The sequence below is a fragment of the Curtobacterium sp. ODYSSEY 48 V2 genome, assembly GCF_023712625.1.
Classification (GTDB): Bacteria; Actinomycetota; Actinomycetes; order Actinomycetales; family Microbacteriaceae; genus Curtobacterium.
In genome coordinates, this window is sequence record NZ_JAMAXX010000004.1 from 13,244 (window position 1) to 32,747 (window position 19,504).

The 19,504-nt window shown below is 66.0% G+C and carries 20 protein-coding genes; 11 read left to right on the plus strand and 9 right to left on the minus strand.

The annotated features are described in order from the left end of the window. Positions 1-10: 10 nt before the first annotated feature. The 3 genes from vsr to M3666_RS07110 all read right to left on the minus strand — a co-directional run bounded on the left by vsr (position 11) and on the right by M3666_RS07110 (position 1,887). A complete protein-coding gene (gene vsr, locus M3666_RS07100) occupies positions 11-460 on the minus strand; it encodes a DNA mismatch endonuclease Vsr (RefSeq protein ID WP_251154870.1) in 450 nt (149 codons plus the stop codon). Between the two features lie 103 nt (positions 461-563). Further along, positions 564-1,085, minus strand: a complete 522-nt coding sequence (locus M3666_RS07105; protein WP_251154871.1) for a hypothetical protein — start codon at positions 1,083-1,085, stop codon at positions 564-566. 49 nt (positions 1,086-1,134) lie between these two features. Next, positions 1,135-1,887: a hypothetical protein gene (locus tag M3666_RS07110; RefSeq protein ID WP_251154872.1), complete on the minus strand. Its 753-nt coding sequence runs from the start codon at positions 1,885-1,887 to the stop codon at positions 1,135-1,137. A 219-nt stretch (positions 1,888-2,106) separates the two neighbouring features. Here M3666_RS07110 and M3666_RS07115 point away from each other — a divergent pair, with 219 nt between their 5' ends. Then, on the plus strand, positions 2,107-2,322 hold the full coding sequence (locus M3666_RS07115) for a DUF1653 domain-containing protein (RefSeq protein ID WP_235426534.1): 216 nt from the start codon (positions 2,107-2,109) through the stop codon (positions 2,320-2,322). A 40-nt stretch (positions 2,323-2,362) separates the two neighbouring features. Here M3666_RS07115 and M3666_RS07120 read toward each other — a convergent pair whose 3' ends face one another. The 4 genes from M3666_RS07120 to M3666_RS07135 all read right to left on the minus strand — a co-directional run bounded on the left by M3666_RS07120 (position 2,363) and on the right by M3666_RS07135 (position 5,796). Next, the gene (locus tag M3666_RS07120) at positions 2,363-2,749 is read right to left on the minus strand and encodes a hypothetical protein (protein WP_144411268.1); all 387 of its coding nucleotides are present in this window, start codon (positions 2,747-2,749) and stop codon (positions 2,363-2,365) included. A 122-nt stretch (positions 2,750-2,871) separates the two neighbouring features. Beyond that, positions 2,872-4,518: an alpha/beta hydrolase gene (locus M3666_RS07125; protein WP_251154873.1), complete on the minus strand. Its 1,647-nt coding sequence runs from the start codon at positions 4,516-4,518 to the stop codon at positions 2,872-2,874. Between the two features lie 95 nt (positions 4,519-4,613). Next, positions 4,614-4,892 (minus strand): hypothetical protein, encoded by a 279-nt coding sequence (locus M3666_RS07130; protein WP_066653505.1) that lies wholly within the window; start codon positions 4,890-4,892, stop codon positions 4,614-4,616. Positions 4,893-5,022: 130 nt separating this feature from the next. Further along, entirely contained in the window at positions 5,023-5,796 is a 774-nt protein-coding gene (locus M3666_RS07135) for an SDR family NAD(P)-dependent oxidoreductase (RefSeq protein WP_251154874.1), read from the minus strand. Between the two features lie 122 nt (positions 5,797-5,918). Here M3666_RS07135 and M3666_RS07140 point away from each other — a divergent pair, with 122 nt between their 5' ends. After that, positions 5,919-6,893, plus strand: a complete 975-nt coding sequence (locus tag M3666_RS07140) for an AraC family transcriptional regulator (RefSeq protein WP_251154875.1) — start codon at positions 5,919-5,921, stop codon at positions 6,891-6,893. A 60-nt stretch (positions 6,894-6,953) separates the two neighbouring features. After that, positions 6,954-7,157 (plus strand): HTH domain-containing protein, encoded by a 204-nt coding sequence (locus tag M3666_RS07145; RefSeq protein WP_251154876.1) that lies wholly within the window; start codon positions 6,954-6,956, stop codon positions 7,155-7,157. 21 nt (positions 7,158-7,178) lie between these two features. Here the strand turns inward: M3666_RS07145 and M3666_RS07150 are convergent, their stop codons facing one another. Continuing rightward, positions 7,179-8,444, minus strand: a complete 1,266-nt coding sequence (locus tag M3666_RS07150) for a hypothetical protein (RefSeq protein ID WP_251154877.1) — start codon at positions 8,442-8,444, stop codon at positions 7,179-7,181. A 144-nt stretch (positions 8,445-8,588) separates the two neighbouring features. Here M3666_RS07150 and M3666_RS07155 point away from each other — a divergent pair, with 144 nt between their 5' ends. The 7 genes from M3666_RS07155 to M3666_RS07185 all read left to right on the plus strand — a co-directional run bounded on the left by M3666_RS07155 (position 8,589) and on the right by M3666_RS07185 (position 16,804). Continuing rightward, entirely contained in the window at positions 8,589-10,709 is a 2,121-nt protein-coding gene (locus M3666_RS07155) for an AAA family ATPase (RefSeq protein ID WP_251154878.1), read from the plus strand. 25 nt (positions 10,710-10,734) lie between these two features. Beyond that, positions 10,735-11,889: an McrC family protein gene (locus M3666_RS07160; RefSeq protein ID WP_251154879.1), complete on the plus strand. Its 1,155-nt coding sequence runs from the start codon at positions 10,735-10,737 to the stop codon at positions 11,887-11,889. A gap of 117 nt (positions 11,890-12,006) precedes the next feature. Beyond that, on the plus strand, positions 12,007-12,522 hold the full coding sequence (locus tag M3666_RS17035) for a MazG-like family protein (protein ID WP_308301844.1): 516 nt from the start codon (positions 12,007-12,009) through the stop codon (positions 12,520-12,522). Between the two features lie 25 nt (positions 12,523-12,547). Then, on the plus strand, positions 12,548-13,390 hold the full coding sequence (locus M3666_RS07170; protein ID WP_251154880.1) for a hypothetical protein: 843 nt from the start codon (positions 12,548-12,550) through the stop codon (positions 13,388-13,390). 456 nt (positions 13,391-13,846) lie between these two features. Continuing rightward, positions 13,847-14,461 carry a hypothetical protein gene (locus M3666_RS07175; RefSeq protein ID WP_251154881.1) on the plus strand — a complete coding sequence of 205 codons (615 nt, stop codon included), beginning with the start codon at positions 13,847-13,849 and terminating at the stop codon, positions 14,459-14,461. Next, the gene (locus tag M3666_RS07180) at positions 14,454-15,422 is read left to right on the plus strand and encodes an McrB family protein (RefSeq protein ID WP_251154882.1); all 969 of its coding nucleotides are present in this window, start codon (positions 14,454-14,456) and stop codon (positions 15,420-15,422) included. Before M3666_RS07175 ends, M3666_RS07180 begins: the two co-directional genes overlap by 8 nt. Beyond that, a complete protein-coding gene (locus M3666_RS07185) occupies positions 15,419-16,804 on the plus strand; it encodes a hypothetical protein (protein ID WP_251154883.1) in 1,386 nt (461 codons plus the stop codon). The genes M3666_RS07180 and M3666_RS07185 overlap by 4 nt, the downstream gene beginning before the upstream one ends. Here the strand turns inward: M3666_RS07185 and M3666_RS07190 are convergent. Continuing rightward, the gene (locus M3666_RS07190) at positions 16,801-17,763 is read right to left on the minus strand and encodes a site-specific DNA-methyltransferase (RefSeq protein ID WP_251154884.1); all 963 of its coding nucleotides are present in this window, start codon (positions 17,761-17,763) and stop codon (positions 16,801-16,803) included. The two genes, M3666_RS07185 and M3666_RS07190, sit on opposite strands and share 4 nt — an antisense overlap. A 1,227-nt stretch (positions 17,764-18,990) precedes the next feature. On the opposite strand from M3666_RS07190, the gene M3666_RS07195 reads away from it, so the two are divergent. Continuing rightward, positions 18,991-19,467, plus strand: a complete 477-nt coding sequence (locus M3666_RS07195; RefSeq protein ID WP_251154885.1) for a hypothetical protein — start codon at positions 18,991-18,993, stop codon at positions 19,465-19,467. The last annotated feature ends 37 nt before the right edge of the window (positions 19,468-19,504 follow it).

Genomic DNA, 19,504 nt, shown 5'->3' on the forward strand with positions numbered 1-19,504 from the left:
CAGCCACTCGTCACTCTCGTCCCCGCCCTTCCGGTCGGCCGACGATGACGGCCCAGCGGTCGAGCTCGTCCTCGACGCGGTCTGCGACCGCTGCGGGATCGTCGTGCTCCCACGAGCGGAGGACCCGCCAGCCCTCGGCCGTCAGGATCGCCTGGTTCCGGGCGTCGCGCTGCCGGTTCGCGAGGAGCTTCCGCCGCCACAGTTCGGCGTTCGCCTTCGGTAGGTGCGTGTGCTCCTCGCAGAGGTGCCAGAAGCAGCCGTCCACGAAGACCGCGATTCGAGCACGAGGGAACACGAGGTCGGGGCGGACGCGGCACCGGCGGCTGACCTGCCGGTCGATGAAGAATCGACGGCCGCGGCGGTGCAGCTCCCGGCGCAGTGCGAGCTCGGGTGCCGTGTCACGCCGGCCGAAGCGGGCCATGTGGCGACGGCGTGCGTCGTCGGCTTCCCACTGCTCCACCACTCGAGCCTGTCGTGCCGAGGCGTGATCGCGGTCGCGGACGACGACGATGTGGGGGAGGTGCGCCGCTTGCCGGCTGTGCAGGAACGACCGAAGCCGCTGCTCACTCCGGTAGCCCGAGCCGCTCGCACTCCGTCCACTGCTCGGGTCGCCGCTCCGCCAACCACGCCGTGAACTCGTCGTACCCGCGGAAGTTCGTGAAGACCGTGAACTGCTTCTTCTTGCGGTCGTTCCACGCGGTCAGGCTGATGAAGGTCGGCCCACCGCCGGCCGACTGCGTCCCGTACCGGAGCACGTGGATGTCGTCGACCTCGCGACGACGGGCCTTCCCGAAGCCGGACTTCACGAGGTAGTGCCGGTCGAACACGGTCACGCGTCCGGCTGCCAGTGCGAGACCGATCAGGAGGAACAAGGCACCCACCAGGCCGATCAGCACGAACGCGGTGCTGTCCGAGCCCGGGACGACCAACTGCTCGATCACGGTTCCGAGCAGCCCGAAGACGACTGCGGCTCCGCCGAGCACGATGAGGATCTGCTGGGGGAACCTCGGCCGCTGGACGACGAACAGCGGCTCGCCGGCCGCCTTCGCCTCGGTGCCACCCCACGTGTTGATGCTGTCGCTCATCGTTCCCCCTCCGAGGGCCACCGTACCGAACGGGTCCTCCGCTCGCCCCTCAGTCCTCCGGGATCGTCCGGACCCACTGCTCGAAGGCGAGCGCGTCCTCGTTGCTGAACACGGCGGACGGCCGGGCGTCCTGTCGGCCGGTGAAGAGGAACAGCGTCCCGTCTGCCAGCCCCGGCGTCGCATCGTCGAGCACGGAGGACCTCGGCGCCACACCCTTGCGCGAGAGGAACGTCAGCTGTTCCCCGTTCGCGGACTCCGCGATGCCGGTCTCGCCGTCGAAGAACGCTGCGAGGTCCATCACGAGGAAGACGGTGCTCCCGTCCTGTGTGGTCACGAGGACGGCTGGCTTCGCGTGCGGCTGCCCGAAGGGGCGCTCGGTCACCGCCGCGGTGACGCCGGAGCCGGACCAGGGGCGGACCTGGTCGAGGGGGAGCTTCGCGACCGCGGACGGTGCGGCACGCTTCGCTGGGTGGACGGCCTCGGTGAGCAGCGCCCCGACGAGGACGGCGAGGAACCATGCCGGCGCGGAGAACGTCTTGCTCGCGATCAGGACGAAGAAGACGCCGAGGAATCCGACCCACACGAGATCGGGCCACCACCCGGAGCTGCGGCGTTGACCGATCGGCCACACGACGCTTCCGTACGCCAGCCCGACGAGCGTCGGCACCCAGAACGCCGACGGGCGGATCGTGCCCGTGTGGAAGTGCAGCCATACCGAGACGGCCGCGGCGATGAGCGCGATGACGGCGAGCACGATGCGTCCGCCGCGACGGTCTCGCTCGCGGGTGCTGAGCGTGGCCATGTCGTTCCCCCTCGTGCTGTCGAGCTGCGGCGCGCAGCGCCCGCCGTTGTTCCCCTGGTGTGTCCAGTCAAGCAGGACCGGCGGTGCTGGTCTGTCGGATCGGACGTGACCGTGTGGCGGACGGGAGGCGCGGTGGCGGACTGCAGCGTGCCTCCCGTCCGACGGGTGGTCACCCCTCGACGGCTGGCGGCGCCCGCGAGGAGCCCTACGATCGTGCGGGTGAGCAGCGACGTGATGCCTGGGCGGTACCGGCACTTCAAGGGCGGGGAGTACGAGGTGGTCCTCGTGGCGAGGGACGTCGAGACCGAGGAGCCGGTCGTCGTGTACCAGGCGCTGTACGGGGAGCAGGGGCACTGGGTGCGGTCGCTTGCCGAATTCACGGCGCACGTGTCGCGGGACGGGTACGAGGGGCCGAGGTTCGTCCGCCACGGCTGAGCGTGGGTCGCCCGTCAGGACGAGTGCGCCGGTGCAGGGCTCACCCGAAGTCGCTGGCATTGCCGTCGGCGCAGTCCGACGAGAGCTGGAGGACGGTGTTCAGGGCGCTGGAGCCCAACCCGATCTTCGGGCGTCCGTCGCCGTCGGCGCCGAGGTAGTGCAGGGGTCGGCCGTCGTTCAGCGAGGTCGTGGTCCGGTGCGTGGAGTAGCCGTTCTCCTTGAGCACGGCCTCGGCGCGGTCGATGTAGGCCTGCGGGTCGGAGGGTGACTTGCCTTCGACCGACCAGCTGAACTGCACTCCTTCGTCGGAGCGTGGTCCGCACTCGGTCGCGGTCGGCTGCCGCAGCTCCGGTAGGGCCGCTTCATCCAGTGCGCGGAGCTTCTCGACGATCGTCAGGCTCTCGCTGCGAACTTCGTCCGGGGTCATGCGCGATTCCGATCGAGTGATTGTCGGTGTGGTCTGTGGAGTTCCTGGCTGGCCCGCGCAGCCGCCCGTGAGAAGCGCAGCGGCGACGACGAGTGCCGTCGCTCCGTGTCTCTGAAGAGCGTTCATCGAGTTGTGGCCTCCGCCGTGCTCAGGAGTGACTTCGTGCCTTCATCGAAGTATCCCCATTTGTCTCGGTTCTCGTCGTCATCGTGCCGCAGCGGATCATGAGCGTTGACGCCCTCGTTCCCGCTGCCAGGACCCACATCGAGGTGCTCGGCGCCGAAGCCGAACGAGTCAGGGTCGTTCCGACCACTTCCGATGCGCCCACCCGGAGCGACCCATTCGTCGCCGGTGCCCGCGTACACGTGGTCAGCGTGCAGCGAAGCAGCATTCGGGACGTCGATGGGGATGCCCGCAGAGCCGAGAGCAACGTAGCTGTTCACGCCGAGGTCTGGCGATTGGCTGACGGCTATGCTGCTCATCGTCGTTCCGTAAGAGTGCGCGACGACGTTGAGTTTCGTGTCCGGACCAACCGAGGCGCGGTAGCCCTCCAGTTCGGCGCTGAGCAGCGGAGCGCCCTTGTGCGCCTTGCCGTCGTACAGGACCGAGGGGTCGCCGCCCGCGATCGGTCCGGGCGTCTCGTATCCGATCCATGCGACGACCGCGGTGTCGTCGGTCGTGAAGAGGGACTGCGCATTCCGGAGGTTCGCCGCAGCGAGGAGGAGCCGCGTGGAGTCCTGCAGGGTCGTCCCCATCCCGGGCACGACGTACGTGGCGTTCGCTGCGGTATCGAGATCGCCGATGCTTATCGCGCCGAGTGGGGGAGGACCCAGCGTGAGGGACGTGAGCTGACGGACGCCCTCCCGGTTGAGGTCGTAGTGCTTCCTGCGACCCGCGTCGAAGTTCTGCAACTGGTCGCGGTACTTCGTGGCGTCAGCCAGCTGCGCCTCCAGGGCAGGAGACCATCCGGGTCCGTTGCGCTGCGCTTCCAGTGCCTGCACTCGCTGCTTCGCGTCGGCGAGCGCAGACTTCAGCGTGATCCTGTTCGCGGAGTCACGCGCCCAGTAGGCGACGCCGTTGAGGTTGCCGACCACAACAGGGAAGGCCGCGATGAACGCCTCCTGGACGGCCGAGTGCGCATCCCGCGAGCCTTTCCCGTCGTCGCCGCCGAGCCCGGACCACCAATCTGCTACTGCCTTCGGATCGAGGACCTTGCGAAGCCGGTCAGCGAGTGCAGTGTTGCCGGCGAACGCGGCGATCTCCTCGGGTCCCAAGCCGCTGAGAAAGGCGAGCAGCTGCTCGTCGGTCATCCCCGTGATCGCGGCAGCACTCGTCGCGAACGCGCCGATCACCTCGGACTCACCGAGCTTCGACGCGGCCTCCGCATCAGCCGCCCGGCGGCGAACGACGAGGTCCTGCCACGACTGTTCGAGCGCAACTTTCGACACCTGCAGTCCGGCTGCCACCGCGGAAAGACCGAGCATGCGGACCGAGGCGTCATCGGCGTCCGACTCCCGCAACTTCTCGACCGCCCGGGCATTCGCACTCAGGTCGTCGTGGTTCCGGTCCTGAGCCGCCTTGATCGATTGGGCTTCAGACTGGATCTGCTCGATCCTCGTCGCGTAGGCGATCAGGACTGTGGCAGCTCGATCGACATGGCTGGCGATGCGCTCGCCGCCGGCGCCGACTTCGACTGCTGCGGCGATGAACGACGTCTTGTTCTTCGCTTTCCACTCGCCGTCAGTGATGACCGCCGCCTGCTGGCGCACCTCATTCGAGGCTGAGCGGATCCCCGACGATCGCTGTTGAAGACGCAGTGCGACGGAACGAATGGACCGTGGATCGCCAGCGGTCGGATCTGCGATCACCGGCCGGCCGCGCGAGCTCGGGAAGCGTCCCAGTCCTCGAACGCAGAGACGACCCCGTGCGCCTGCTTCGCGACTGCGCAGGTGTTGTTCTCGAGGACGGCGATCGTATCGGCCTGGACGCGGAGTGCGGTCTCGAACGCGGAGCGCACCTCGGCTGCGCCGAAGTCCGCACTACCGAGCACGGTGACTGCGATGCTGCTCAGCTGCGTCTGACTCTGTTCGATCCTGCCAGCGATGCCGCGGATCACCCTCGCGTCGATGACGACATCCGTCACGGTGTTCCTTCCCCCGAAGTGGTACGTCCGGCAGCATATCAGCGCGCTGCGCGGACGGGAGGCGCGGTGTCGGCCGGCACCGCGCCTCCTGTCCGTCAGAGACTCCGCTTGTCCGCGTGCGTCGGTCCGGTCAGTCCAGTCCCGTCGACGCGATCCCGCCGTCGACGTCGATGGTGCCGCCGGTGACGAACGCGGCGTGGTCGGAGACCACCCAGCGGACGGCGCGGGCGATGTCGACCGGCTGCACCGGGCAGCCTGCAGGGGTGCCCTGCGTCATCGCGGCGAGGACGTCGGCCGAGTCGGCGTTGCCCGGGGTCGCCGTCGCTCCCGGGGCGACGGTGACGACCCGGATGCCGCGGTGCCCGTACTCGGCGGCCCAGGCGCGGGTGAGCTGTTCGACGGCGGCCTTCGTGGCGGGGTAGAGGGCCATGAAGGGGACGCCGACGCGGGCCATCCACGAGCCGATGTTGACGATGTGGCCGCTGCCGCGCTCCGCCATGCCGGAGGCGAGGGCCGCGACGAGGACGTGGGGTGCGCGGATGTTCGTGGCGAGCAGGGCGTCGACGGTGTCGTCGTCGAGGGACTCGGTCGGGCCTCCCGGGTAGACACCGGCGTTGTTCACGAGGACGTCGACGTGGCCGCCGAGCTGGTCCCGGGCCTCGGCGGCGAGTGCGGGCACGACGTCGGGGCCCTGCGACAGGTCGGCGGTGAGGGCGACGGCGTGACCGCCCTGGCGCTCGATGTCCTCGGCGACGGCGCGGGTGCGCTGCTCGTCGCGGCCGTGGACGGCGACGGTCAGGCCGGCGGCGGCGAGTTCGCGGGCGATGGCTTCGCCGATGCCGCTCGAGGCGCCGGTGACGAGGGCGGTGCGGGGTTCGGTCTGGGAGGTGGGTGTGGTGGTCATGGGTCGATGCTCCGGCGTGCTCGGTCGCCCCGGCTTGCCCTGATCCGCGAGGACCTTGCCGGATCCCGCAGCGGCACCCCTGCACGCTGTCGCAGCGCTCGACGCGTGGTTAGCGTGGCGGTGTGGACGAGCGGATCGCGCAGCACCTCGACCGTGCGGCGGCGACGGCATCCGCGCACGCAGCCGTGCCGGGGCGGGACCGGCAGGATGCGGTTGCTCGTGTCGGGTCGGCGCACCACGCGGAAGCGCTCGGGCTGACGGTGTCGAAGGTGCACGAGCCGGCCGGATTGTTCGACCGGCGCTACGAACCGTCGATGTCGGTCGTGCTGCGGGGGCGGAAGCGCTCGATCGTCGGGGACGACGACCAGGTGTGGGGGCGCGAGCGGTTCATCATCACGCCGGTGGACCTGCCGGTCGTCGCCGGGGTCGTGGACGCAGCGGGGGAGGACGGGTTCGTCGCGGTCGTCTGGCGACTGGACCCGGTGGTGGTCGGGGAGGTCGTCGCCTCGATGTCGGTGCCGGCTGCTGCTGCGGTTGCTCCTGGTTCGTCGCCGTCCGGTGCGGTGACGTCGTTGCCTCGGTTGGGGAGCTGGACAGAGCCGCTCGCCGACGCGTTCGCCCGGCTGATCGGGCTGTTCGACGCGCCGGAGGACATTCCCGTGCTCTTCCCGCTGGTGTCACGGGAGATCGTGCTGCGGTTGCTGCAGACGGAGCAGGCGCCGCGGATCACGGCGGCGCTCGACGGGACCGGGCCCTCGGTGGTCGCCGGAGCCACGGCGCTGCTGAACGGGCGGATGGCGGAGGGGTGGTCGATGGAGCGGCTCGCGCGGGAGCTCCGGGTCAGCGAGTCGACGTTGTTCGCCCGGTTCAAGGAGGCGACGGGGATGACGCCGGCGCAGTACCTCAAGCGGACGCGGCTGGGGGAGGCGCGGCGGCGGATGGTCGTGCACGGGGACACCGCGGCGCGGGCTGCGGCCGCGGTGGGGTTCCGGAGCGCGTCGCACTTCTCGCGGGACTACCGGGAGGCGTACGGGAGGCCGCCGGCGGCGGATGCGGTGGTGGCGAGAGCGCAGTTGGCGGTCGCGGCCGCCGTCTAGGTAGTCGCTACCTTCAAGTGCTTCGTTGGCCGCGGGAGTTGCACAAGGGATGATGACGTCATGACCCTGCACGAAGCGATGATCGAGGTACTGCGTGACGCCGGAGCGCCGATGACCAGCCGTGAGATCGCAGACGTCCTCAATGCTCGACAGCTGTACCGACGGAGGGACGGTCGCCCGCTGGCCGCCGGGCAGGTGAGCGCTCGGGCACGGAACTACGACCGGCTCTTCATTCGGACGACGAGCCAAATCCACCTTCGGTGAAGCGGCGATCCGCTCGGGATCTCACTGGGCATCGCCGCGGTCTTTGTCGTCGGCCTGTCGACGTAGCTTGTTCGCCCAACTTCCGAGACGGGCTGACGCAGCTTCTGCAGCGTTGCCCGCCTGCTCCAGCGCCTGACCGCCGAGCTTGCGCGCCACTTCGACACCGTCCGTACCGCCTTCGACGATGCGGTCCCGGGCACCTTCGGCCGCGTCACCGAACGCAGCTCGCCACCGCTTCGACTCCAGCTCGGCGCGAGACCCATCGACGCCCATCCCGCCGTGGAACGCCATGACCTGACCGGCGACGGCGTTGGTCGAGCGGACGACAGTGCGGGAGTCGAGCGGGTGCAGCACCACCGAAACGTCGCCGATCCGAGCCGCCGCATCGATCCGCAGCAGGAGCGTCTCGGTGCGCTGGGTGATCGCATCACGGCGTGCACGGCGTGCATCGCGGAGCGACTCCCGGTGGTGGTCGAGGTCGTCCGGCGCGGTGCGCTGCACGTGGTCGAGCTCCAGGATCGCCACCCCCTCCTGCAGCTTGAACGACTGTGCCAGGACCGCAAGCCACTCATGCACGGATCGCTCGGCGCTCTCCGTCAGGTCCGCGAGCTCGCCGACCTTCGACGTGCGCTCGAGTTTCTCGGCCAGAGCGTCGAGTTGCAGGAGTGCGTATGACTGCGCACGGGCGATGGTGAACTCTGTTCCGTGCACCTTCGACCACGTCACCGCGTTCACGTGACCGACACGATCACGCACGCGCAACGCGTCGTTGATGATCAGTTCAACGCCGATGAGATCCGCGACTGCAGCGTCCTTCTGCGCGCGCAACACGTCGTCGAGTTTCGCGTCGATCTTCGCGAGGTAGTCCGTGATCTCGTCCATCGCCTGCTGCATGGCCAGCTGCGCCATGAGTCCGGCGACGCCGGTGAGCATCGCAGGACTGGTGAGCATCGAGCCCGCTTTGGTGAACTCGAGGATGTTCTTGATCTTCCCGTTCTCGGTGACGATGGCGCGGCTCACACCCGCGCTCGACCCCTTCATCGCAGAGAACTTGTCGAGCGCTTTGGCCGACTCCTTTGTCAGTTGGACCCAGCGGCCAGATCCCGCCGCGACCTGAGCGGCGGCGCTCGCCACGCCGGACGCGCCGCTGAGTGTCTGGCTCAGCCTGGGGAGATCGAACTCGCGGGACGGCAGATCGTTGGCGGCGAGGAAGCGCTCGATGGTTGCTTCGGATCCGAAGAACGTCGCGCCGTCCTCGTCGCGGACCACGTCGATCTCGTCGGTCATGTGCGCTCCGTGTTCGTCTCGGGTCGGGTCGGGTGAGCTGATCCTAGGGCGCTGACGATCGCTCTTGAAACGCCGTGCGCTCCAGCGGACCCGGCAGAATGGCAAACGGACGGCACCGCGGCCGCGACGACGAGGGGAACAGCAGTGTTTCGAGCAGAGAACCGACTCCGAAGGCTTCAAGAAGCACTCCGCTACCTCGGCCAGAACGGCGGAACGGCCCGACGTCTGGACGTGTGGAACGGCGTCCTCGAGCGCATCCCGCTCGAAGGCGACGAGCTCGCGCCGAACACAAAGGGCAAGCCGCTCGGCGACTCCGACTTCTTCTGGGGATCGTCGACAATGGTCAACGCGGGCTTCATGGAGAAGCCTCGGCGAGGCGAGTGGCGCGTGACGGACCTTGGTCGCGAGTACAGCGCGCCGGGGATCGCGCCCGACGAGTTCGCCACGATCCTCAACGCTCGCCAGCGGGACTTCGACCGGCAGCGCAAGGAAGATCTCCAGCTGCGGCTCGCGACGGAGATCCTTCCGCCGGACCGCCGAGCCGAGACGATCCGCTCGACCAGCGCGCTCTTCGTCGACCGCGGCCTCCGCCAGCTCGACTCCGCCTTCGCTCCGGGCCGCGGCGTCTGGCGCAGCGATGTCGTCGCGGAACTCCGCGAGCGGTTCATCGGCCGGCCCGAGGTCGACGGCGCGGTCTTCCTCGAGAAGCTCGCGACCCAGTTCGACGGCGCCAGCGACGACGCGAAGCTGCTCATGGCCGAGCTCCTGTGCTGGCAAGTGCTGCCCCTCGAGCAACCCGGTGAGCGGAAGAAGCGCGAGCGCGTGACGTTCCTGCTCGACCGGATGGTGCACCCCATCACGATCCCGGCCGAGGTCGACGAGGCGTTCCGCTCGTGGTCCTTCAACCCCGGCCAGGGCATCTCCGGTCACATGTTCGCAGCGACGTCCATCGTCATCGAGTGCGTCGACGCGTGGCTCGGGCTCAGCGAGGAGGAGCGCGAGCGGGCGCTCGACAACCCCACGGCTTGGAGAGATATTGTCGTGGCGCTGCCGGGGACATTGCTGCCCATCCAGCGCAACGAACTCCTTCTGCTCGTACACCCGGGGTTTTTCGGGGAGGTCGTCTCGAGTGACGACCGCGAGGCAATCCGTTCGGCTTTCGCCGGCGAGGTCGACGGGCAGATGGAGGACGACCAGGACGAGGCGTTCCAGCAGATCACCATCGCCCTGCAACAGAAGGCGAGGGGGCCGGCTCTGTTCTACCAGGAGCCGCTGTCCTCACGATGGCGGCAAAAGCCGACGACCCTTCCCAAGTCGGTGTCCCGACCGTATCCCGTTCCGGTCAACCCCGATCCGGGGCACGGCGTCCGGGCACCGTTCACCCGTGTGGACGGTCAGCTCGCGGCTGCCCTCCACCTGCCCGAACACTGGCTGCAGGACACCCTCGACCTCATCGAACGCCGCAAGCAGGTGATCCTCTACGGCCCGCCCGGCACCGGCAAGACGTTCCTCGCCCAGGCGCTCTCAAAGCACGTGACGGACGGGACAGACGGCGAGACGACCATCGTCCAATTCCACCCGACGTACTCGTACGAGGACTTCTTCGAGGGTTTCCGCCCCGTCGCGAACGACGACAGCGGCAACCTCGCCTTCGCTCTCCGAAAGGGCCCGCTCCGCCGCCTCGCCGACGCCGCTGCCGCCAACCCCGAGGCGAACTACTTCCTGGTCATCGACGAGATCAACCGCGGTAACATCGCAAAGGTCTTCGGCGAGCTGTACTTCCTGCTCGAGTACCGCGACAGCGAGATCTCGCTGCTCTACAGCGACGAGCCGTTCACCCTGCCGAGCAACATCTTCGTCATCGGCACGATGAACACCGCCGACCGCTCGATCGCGATGCTCGACGCCGCCATGCGGCGCCGGTTCGCCTTCGTCGAACTGCACCCAGAACGTGAGCCCGTGCGAAACGTGTTGTCGCGCTGGGTGGTGACCAATCGCCTCCAGGATGACCGCGCCGACCTGCTGACGCGACTCAACGCGCAGATCCAAGACCACGACGCGAAGGTGGGCCCGTCCTTCCTGATGCGCGACCTGGCCGGAACCGGCCTGCAGGACGTCTGGCGGTACGAGATCCTGCCGCTCCTGGCGGAGCACCACTACGGCGATGGCGTCGACCTGGAGGCGCGGTACGGCCTGACGACGCTGCGTCGCCAGGCCACGCCCTCAGTGGCGGACGGGGCCGAAGGTGCTTCCGCCGACGATTGAGCTGCGGGAGGCAGACCAGCCGGTCGTGCACCGACTCCCGCGGGCGGTCGCCGTCGGGCTGGCCGCCGCGAACATCGCGTCGGTCGCGCCGACGCTCGGCGCGGACGAGTACCGCGTCAGCGGCGTCCGCAAGGTTGGCGTCGTACGGATCGCAGGGCACACCGTGTGGCTCAAGCCGAAGACGCCCGTCCGACGGCTGTTCGCGATGCTCGGGTACGCGCGCGCCGGGAGTGAGATCTGGACCGAGGACGACTTCGGGTTCGAGGAGGACGAGGACCTCGTGCCGGCGCTGGCGCACGCGTTCGTCCGACAGGCCTCGCGGGCTCTCGCCGGAGGGCCGCTCCGCGGGTACGTCAATCGGGAGGACGCACTGCCGCTCGTGCGTGGGCGGTGGCGGATCGCGGACCAGCTCACGCGGCGGGGCGGCCAGCCGTTACCGGTCGAGGTGTCGTTCGACGACTACGTCGAGGACATCGCGGAGAACCAGGTGCTGCTGACCGCTGCGACTCGGCTCCTCCGGCTGCCCGGGGTGCCGACTGACGTGCTCGGGGCGCTGCGGCGGATCGTGCGGGTCCTCGACGGGGTGTCGGTGATCCCGGTCGGGGCTCCGGTGCCGGTCGTCCGGGCGGATCGGCGGAACCAGCGGTACTCGTTGGCGCTGGCGTTGGGGGCGCTCGTGCTGTCGGGGTCTTCGGTCGAGCAACGCGCCGGGTCCGTCGTCGCGTCGGGGTTCCTCGTCGACATGTGGTCGGTGTTCGAGGACTTCGTGTCGGCTGCCCTGCGCGAGGCGTTTAAGCCGTACGGGGGAGTGCTCGTCTCTCAATACGCGTCGACGCTTGATTTTGCGGGGACGGTGAAGATAGCGCCGGACCTCGTGTGGGTGGTCGACGGGGAGGTCCGGGCCTGCATCGACGTGAAGTACAAGGTAGAGAAGCACGGGCAGTACCCGAACGCTGATCTGTACCAGATAGCGGCGTATTGCCGGCGGTTCGGGTTGAGGAAGGGGCACCTCGTGTATGCAGCGGGGGAGTCGGAGGCGCGCCGGATCCAGGTGGTCGACGGGCCGGTGGTCGAGCAGCACGCGCTCGATTTCAGCCGTCCCATGGTGGCGGTGGCTGACCAGTTGTCGTCGTTCGTTCGGCAGGGATTGCGCAGTGCGAGCGCTTCGATGACCGACTGACCGCGCGCTCGTATCGGTGTCGCCAGCTGCGCTGCTAGCGTCGCAGCATGGCGGAAGAGGGGCTGCGCGACGAGCTACCGGCTTTCGTTGACGAACGCGATTGGGCTCAGTTCCACAGTGAGGAGAACCTCGCGAAGAGCTCTTGAGCTCGAGGCGGCGGAGTTGCTCGAGTGCTTCCAGTGGGAGGATAAGGCCGGCGACCCGCGCGTGCGGAGCGAGCTTAAAAACGTGCTCACGTACTGCTTGCTCCTCGCGGACCGCATCGGCATGTCGCCGCAGACCCTGATCCGCAAAAAGCTGTCGATCAGGAAGGCCAAGTATCCGGTGGAACGACCGCGAGCGCGGAGCACGAATGCGCTGGCGGTTTGCCTCGACCCCTGCGCGTTCAGCGGCCATCGTCATGGTGTTGTCTCTTGGGGAAGTTGTTGGTACTCGCGCACGTCTCGTCCCGGCAAAAGAAGTGTCGAACCACAATCGTGGGTGAAGACTGGCTGGGGAAGACCCGTTGTGGGGTGTTTGTGTGCTGTGCAGGGACTCAAGGACAAATACTTGGCGACCGCTGAGAGTTCGGAAATCGGCGGACGCGCGCCAGGAGGGGCATCCGTGGTTGCGATTCGGAGTCTGCCAGGATGACGATAGACCTAGCGAGCGGGGAAGAGTGTTGAACAACGACGAGACTTGGAACGATGACGAGCGAAAGCTGTTCGAGATTGTTCCTCTGGGTGGGGCTACGATCGGCAATATTCGTGCTCAGAAGCAGCTGGGGTGGGATGAAGGCCGGTACTGGTCCGCTAGGGATGCTCTCGTGGATCGAGGCCTGATCGGCCGCGGCGTGGGTCGTGGCGGAACCCTCTTCCGAGTCTCGGACGACCACGAAGAGCCGGAGGTTCAAGTTGTAGTGCCGCTCGCGACCTCCGCGACCCCCGCGACCGTGGAAGCCGCGGCCGTCGCAGCTGTCGCGGCAGTGCAGCGCGAAGACGGGCTTTACGAACCTCTGGCTGGCGTGATCCGAGGCGCGTGGGCCCGCGACCATCGGTCGAACCTTCTTGCGGTAGAAATCGTCGCGCGGCAAGGGCGCCGCGCGACCGGCGGCACATGGTCGCGGCCAGACATCGTGTCAGTGGAGGTGCTCAACCTTCTGTACGTGCCGACGAAGATTCTCGAGGTTGTAACGTTTGAGGTCAAGCCGGCAGATGCGATCGACGTGCAATGCGTCTACGAATCGCTCGCGCATCGGCGCGCTGCAACCCACGCATATGTCGTCCTGCACGTGCCGGCGTCGGAGCAAGCCGCACTCACCGAGGTCCTTCAAGGGGTGTTGGCCGTAGCGCGTTCGCACGGTGTCGGCGTGGTGACGTTCGCCGATCCGAGCGACTACGACACCTGGGAAGAACTTGCTCCTGCAGAGCGAGTCGAGCCGGATCCGGAGCGGTTGAACGCCTTCATCGACAATCAGCTGCCCGATTCGGTCAAGAACCGACTGGCCCGCGAGCTCCGGTAGGACCTGCACTCTCGCTGAGCGAAACAGCGTGTTCCGTTGCTGAGCGGGCTCACTCAGCTCAACGCCCAAGGTTCGCCGCTTGCTCGAAGCAGAGCGACCACTGAGACGCGTTAGCCTGAGCGAGGTACAGGTCGTTCGCTTCTCTCGGAAGGTTCCGGGCTGAGTGCTGGTCCTGTCTTCGCCTTCCTCCACGGCGTCGGAGCCGGCCACGTCGAAGATGTCTGGCAGATTGCGCTATCAGGGCTACGTCCGGCTCGGTTACTCCTCTCTGGCGCCTGACGAACGGGCCTCGCCGAGGCACGCCTACTCGTCGCGCAAGCGCATCAATCAAACCCGTCCAGTACCTCTCCGACACGAGGCGGTGCTGACGAGACGGCAAGATCCGCTACGCCTCGCTAGGCTAGCGGTGTGTCGGACCCACTTCCCTCGCCGATGTATGTTCTTAGCCACGACGCTGTGCGCTGGTCGATCGAGACGCTGGCATCGCAGAGGCTTCACCCCGCCTTCGTGATGTACCTCTATCTTCGCAAGCAAGCGCGAGCGGGAAGGCTGACGCAAGCTTCGGCTTCATCGTCCGAGCTTCTCTCGCTGATTGAGCTGCCTGGTAATCCGGCGAAGCCGTACTACTTCCCCTTGATTGATCGGGGCAAGCGGGGCAATGGCCTCCCTTCCTCCCTGTGGCGTGCTCCAAACATTGCCGGCAGCTGGTCTTCGGCTTCGCTCCATAGACTCGGTGGTGGAAGTTGGCTGGGCGGTAGCGACGGAACCTATTCGCTCCCGGATGACCACGTAGCGCTGGCTCTCGCGGAGCTGCTGTACAACCAGCGAGTTTCTGCGGTCGCGTTGGGGATGTTCTTCCTTCGTAACGACGGCTTTGTTCTCCTTGGCGATCCCGAGCCGGACGACATCGTCTCCGGCTTTTGCGAGAAGTTTGACTACCCGGATCAGAGCGCAGAAGAATTTGCAACGCTCTTCACGGTCGAGCCGCCCAGCGACGTCGACTTCCCATTCTTTGAGCGTGCCGGCGTGGACGGAGATCCGACGACGAGTGAGGCAGGCCTCAATGTATGAACAGCTAGTGCCCAATGTTCGCACCGTCACCGCCGACGACCTCCGTATTGGGGCCAAAGCAATGGCGACGGCCAACCTCGCCTCATCGGCGCCCGACGCTGAGCCTATAGCGCGGTCAGACCCTCGCGTCCTGCAGATCTCGCGACTGGCGGAGCTGTTCGGCGGCGTGCTCTTGAGCGGGCCTCCCGGTACCTCGAAGAGCTACTACGCCGCTGCTGTTGCTCAGCTGCTCACCGACGGGGACGAGGCACGTTACAAGTTCGTCCAGTTCCACGCGAGCTACCAGTACGAGGACTTCATCCTCGGTTTCGCGCCGACCGAGACTTCCTTCGTGCCGAAAGACGGTCCGTTCCTCGCCCTCGTGCGAGCAGCCACGACTGATCCGGACCATTGCTACGTTCTTGTGATCGATGAGCTCTCGCGGGCTGACGTAGGTCGGGTCTTCGGCGAAGCGCTCACCTACGTTGAGCGCACCAAGCGCGAGCTCCGCTTCACGATTGCCAACGGCGAGGAGATTCACATCCCCTCGAACCTCGTCATAATCGCAACAATGAATCCGTTCGACCGGGGAGTGGACGAGGTGGACGCTGCGTTCGAGCGACGCTTCGCGAAGGTGTCCATGGACCCCGACCGTTCCGTGCTCGGGAGCATCCTCGATGGGAACGAGGTTGACGCGACCTTGAAGACGAAGCTCCTACATTGGTTCGACAGGATCAATGGTCAGTCACGGAGGAATCCCGCCGCCGCAGTTGGGCATGCGTACTTCTCAGCAGTGACGGACGAACAGTCGCTTCGCGATATCTGGGACTACCAGCTCAAGTTCCTCGTGGAGCGGGCATTCCGCCGTGATGAGAACACTCGTCGCGACATCGAAACGGCTTGGAACAACGTGTTCGAGAACCCGGCGTTAGGTGAAGCTAGCACCAGCGGGACCGAAAAGGGCGATGCGCAGCGGCCGTGAGCGGGGCAGAGAAAGTAGTCAAGATAATCGACTGCAAGGAGTATGGGACGATCGATATCGACCCAAGCTTGTGGGTCGGCGAGCATCACCAGTGGATGCTCAACACAGAAATCGACGGGAAGGATGTACTGCGCGCGAATTTTGATAAGTCCGGTCGTCTGCGACTGACCGCAACGTCGTTTGTCGGTGTCATCCCCATCAATGAGCACGTAGTAGTGCGCGTTCGACCTCGGGTGCCCCTGGCGAACCTCACGCGGATGGTAGTCGACACTGGCCATGGAGTGCTTGCCCTATCGGCTTTCCGCGAGTATGCCGGACGCGGTGAAGCCGGCGATTGGGCAATGGACATCTATACGGACGCCTTCATCGCGAGGTTCGAGGAAGCTTCCGACCGAGGTTTGTGGCGCGAGTACGAGCGTAACGACGACGAGGGGTCGGTGCCTCGGGGCAAAATAGATTTCACTCGCACCATTCAAAGGTTCGCGGCACGCGGAGTCAGGAATAAAGCGGCTTATAGCTGGCACCGCCGCACTATCGATACGCCGGCCAATCGCTGCGTAAAGGCAGCGGTCGAAGTGCTCATGGCTCATCTGCACAAGTCACGCGACAAGCCGCGCATGGGTGATCGCGCTAAAGTAGCCCGTTTAGCAGGATTCTTGCACTCTCTTGCGGAGGTCACGGAAGATAGGGCTGCAATGTATTTACAGGACCCAGAAGTGCTGGGCTTCGTTCCGCTTCCAGATTCGCGAAGTTACTACCGCAATTTGATAGATCTTGCTCTTCTGATTCTGAGTGGCCGCGGCATTGCACTAGATCTTACTCCTAGCAACGACATCAAACTCGAATCCCTCCTTATCGACACCAACAAACTGTTCGAGAACTTCGTGCGAGTAAGCCTAGCGCGATACGCAGCGGCGAATGCATGGCCGATTGAAGTGCTAGACGGTAATACCGAGGGTAAGGTCAGCCTGTACACGACTGTCGAAGAGTCGGCATTGCCTGCACCGCTCGGCGTTCCTATGCGTCCGTTGGCGGCAGATGACGCAGGAGCGGCGCAACCCGATTTGGTTTTCCGCGCGCTGGACGGATCAGTTCCGCTGGTTGCCGAGGCAAAGAACACCGTTCACGGCTCCACTGCGCGTTTACCCGAGCGCAAGGAAGTTGAACAGGCGGTCACCTACGCGTTGAGATTCAAACTACCCTTCGCCCTTCTCGTGCACCCGTGGTTGAGCGGCGAACGCGGACTCGTTTATGTGGGCCGGATCGAATCCGTCGACGTATATGACTTCCGGTTCGATCTTTCGGAAGGGGAGCTGATCGACCGTCATATTGAGGACATGGCTGAATCCTTCGCATTACTCGCAGGACTCCGACGCCCCTAAGAACCGAGAACCGGCGCCTCCATCAAAGGTACGAGATCAACCCCGATCGCGTCTCTGTTCATGCGAGTAGCAGTTTTGAGTGTCGTACCGGTTCCCATGAAGGGGTCGAGAACAACTCCGCGTGCAGGCGCGTCGTGGCCGCAGTCGGTCCAGCCGGCTGTTCGCTTTTTGGCAAAAGTGAACTCCCTGAAGTACCCACCCAATGCTGCTTTGGCCTCGGCGGCAAGGCGCTGCACTTCGACGGAATTGCGCCCAGTCCCAGTCTGAACTTTGAGGGCTTTGCCCGCATCGGACACGCCCGTTGCCTGAATCGCACGAATGTGTGCTTGGGTCAGGCCGTGAGCCTCTGCTAGTTCCATCGCGCGCTTTGCCTGCGGGCGGGTGGGGTCAAGTTCAGAAGTGCGCTCGAGGACTCGGCGACGAGGCGTGTGGCAGACCGAACAGATCTGCTCTGGTGCGCCAAGCGTGATTGCCCTTTCTACAATCTCCTGAGGGAACGGCGCGAGGTGCTCACCCATGTTCCTCTCAGGGTTGATCGTCCAGACGTCCCCGGGATTGCTCCCGTTGCCATAGGCGGCGGAATAACCGAACAGATCGTAGTAGTAGGTCTCTCGCATGGTCAGATGGATAATATACTCGTGTCGGTTGACGAGTCGATTCTTTACGGGGTCGGGCATTCCCTTTGTCTTCGCCCAAATGATTCGATTGCGGATTCGCCAACCGTGTTTGATAGCTTCATACTCGATACGAGCGGGGATGCCAACGAGTGATCGCTTGTGATAAGTGTCACCAACGTTGAGGAAGATGGAGCCGGTCGGCCGTAGTACCCGCCCCCACTCGGCCAAACAATCCATGATGGCGGCAACGTACTGATCCGGCGTAGACTCCAGACCGATCTGGTCCTCATGCCCGTAGTCTCGCTTCGCCCAATAGGGCGGCGAAGTCACGACAAGGTCCACGGACTCTGCGTCTAGTCCGGTGTGCCGCGCGTCGCCGACTACGACGGACTGACGGGCGGGCGCGAGATCGTCGGTCCAAGATTCGAGCGGACTCGTGGTGACAAGCCCGAGGGGGGCGCTTGTCTTGGCAGCGCGCTTGTCAGCAGGACCGGGGGATGTCGCCGGGGTCATCGAACCTCAGATCGCATAGGGGTAGGTAGGTCTGGAACTGAGCCTAGGTGCCACGTCGGACGTTGCCTCGCGACTCGGCCGCAGGACAGGCTACTTGCCTGGGATGTAGCGCTCGAAGCGTACGATTTGGCCGTCGTGGTGCGTCGGTCCCCCGAGTAGCCGAGCGGTGGTGCGAGAGACATGGACGCTGGCCAACTCTGGGGCGGACCGCGTCTGAGCTCGCGGTTGCTGCAGCTCGAACTTTCCAGGGCGAGCGCGCCGGGGCTTGTAACGACGCGATCGCGACCGTCGCTGTCGCTACGTGGGCGGCCCCAAACGACCGGGAGGCAGCGGCTCATGGTGAGGTGCGTCATTCGGCCCAACTGCAGCAGTGAGCAACTCCAACCGAGTTGGTAGACGTGACCTGCACCTCAAGCGGTGCGTTCGGAGCGACGGGGTCGCAGGACAGCGCAGCCGACTGCGCTTCGCGGTCAGCCCGCACCGCATCGGACACCCCGGACAACATCGGCAGCCGAGGCGCCGGCGAGGATCACTGCGATGGCGTTCTTCAACTGACGGCATTGCGGCTGCGCCGAGGAGCGGCCTGGGCTCCTCGGCGGTGCGCTGTGCCACCACGATGAAGAGGGCGCCGATGATGGCGAGCTGGCCCATCCGGCTGCTCATCGCCGCAGCGCGGAGGTCGCTCTCGGCACCGGCGACTCCGAGCAGCACTTGGTCGGTGTGGTGCGTCAGCGGGCGAAGGCGCGTGGCCGTCGAACGCGAGGACGGACGCCTCGTGCATCTTCGCCTTGGGTGCGACCTCGAGGGCATCGACCGTGGTGCTGGAGCGCGACTCGAGCACGACGATTTCCCGCCCGGTGACGACGCTCGCGAGGGTGAGGGCGTTGTGCGGGTCGTGCGCGATCGAGCTGGCTGCGCTGCGCTTAGCGTGGGCACTGGTTGCGATCACTCGCCGAGGCGCATGACGCGCGCGGCGGGTACGACAGGCCGCGCTTCGTCCGGATCGGGTGAAAGTTAGCGCGGTCCAGCTACGCTCCTTCCCGGCGAGGGGACTCAATGAACGTGGACTGGATCGGCGCGCTGATCGGCGCCGCCGTCGGTGCGATCCTGACGTCAGGAGGCGGGTACTTCGCATACCTAATCGAGCGAAGGCGCGTCGAGCGCAACGCACTCCGAGAACTCGCTCGTAATTTGAGCGAGCGGCGGGCGTTTCGAATTGATAGGCCGCTGGAGATCCCCGACGCGCGAAGTAGCCCGGATTTCGACCGGTTGAACCGAAGCGTCGTCGCTGCGCGTGAGGACGTCCGTGGGACGCGCCTGATTCTTGTGCATGGGGCCGCAGCACAAATGACGTTGACCCGGATGATCCAAACCTGCAACAACTACTTGGAGCAGAGCGATCGAGCTCCTCACCGCTACTGGTTCCTTGCCGCCGAGCTCCGCGACCATCTGCACGAGCAGCTCCGCCAGCTGCCGCTCGACTTAGCATCAGTACCGCGGCCGGGCGACGAAGCGTTCCTCCCGAAGTCATAGTCGGCGGTGCACCGTATGCTCTCCTCGAGGCAACAGG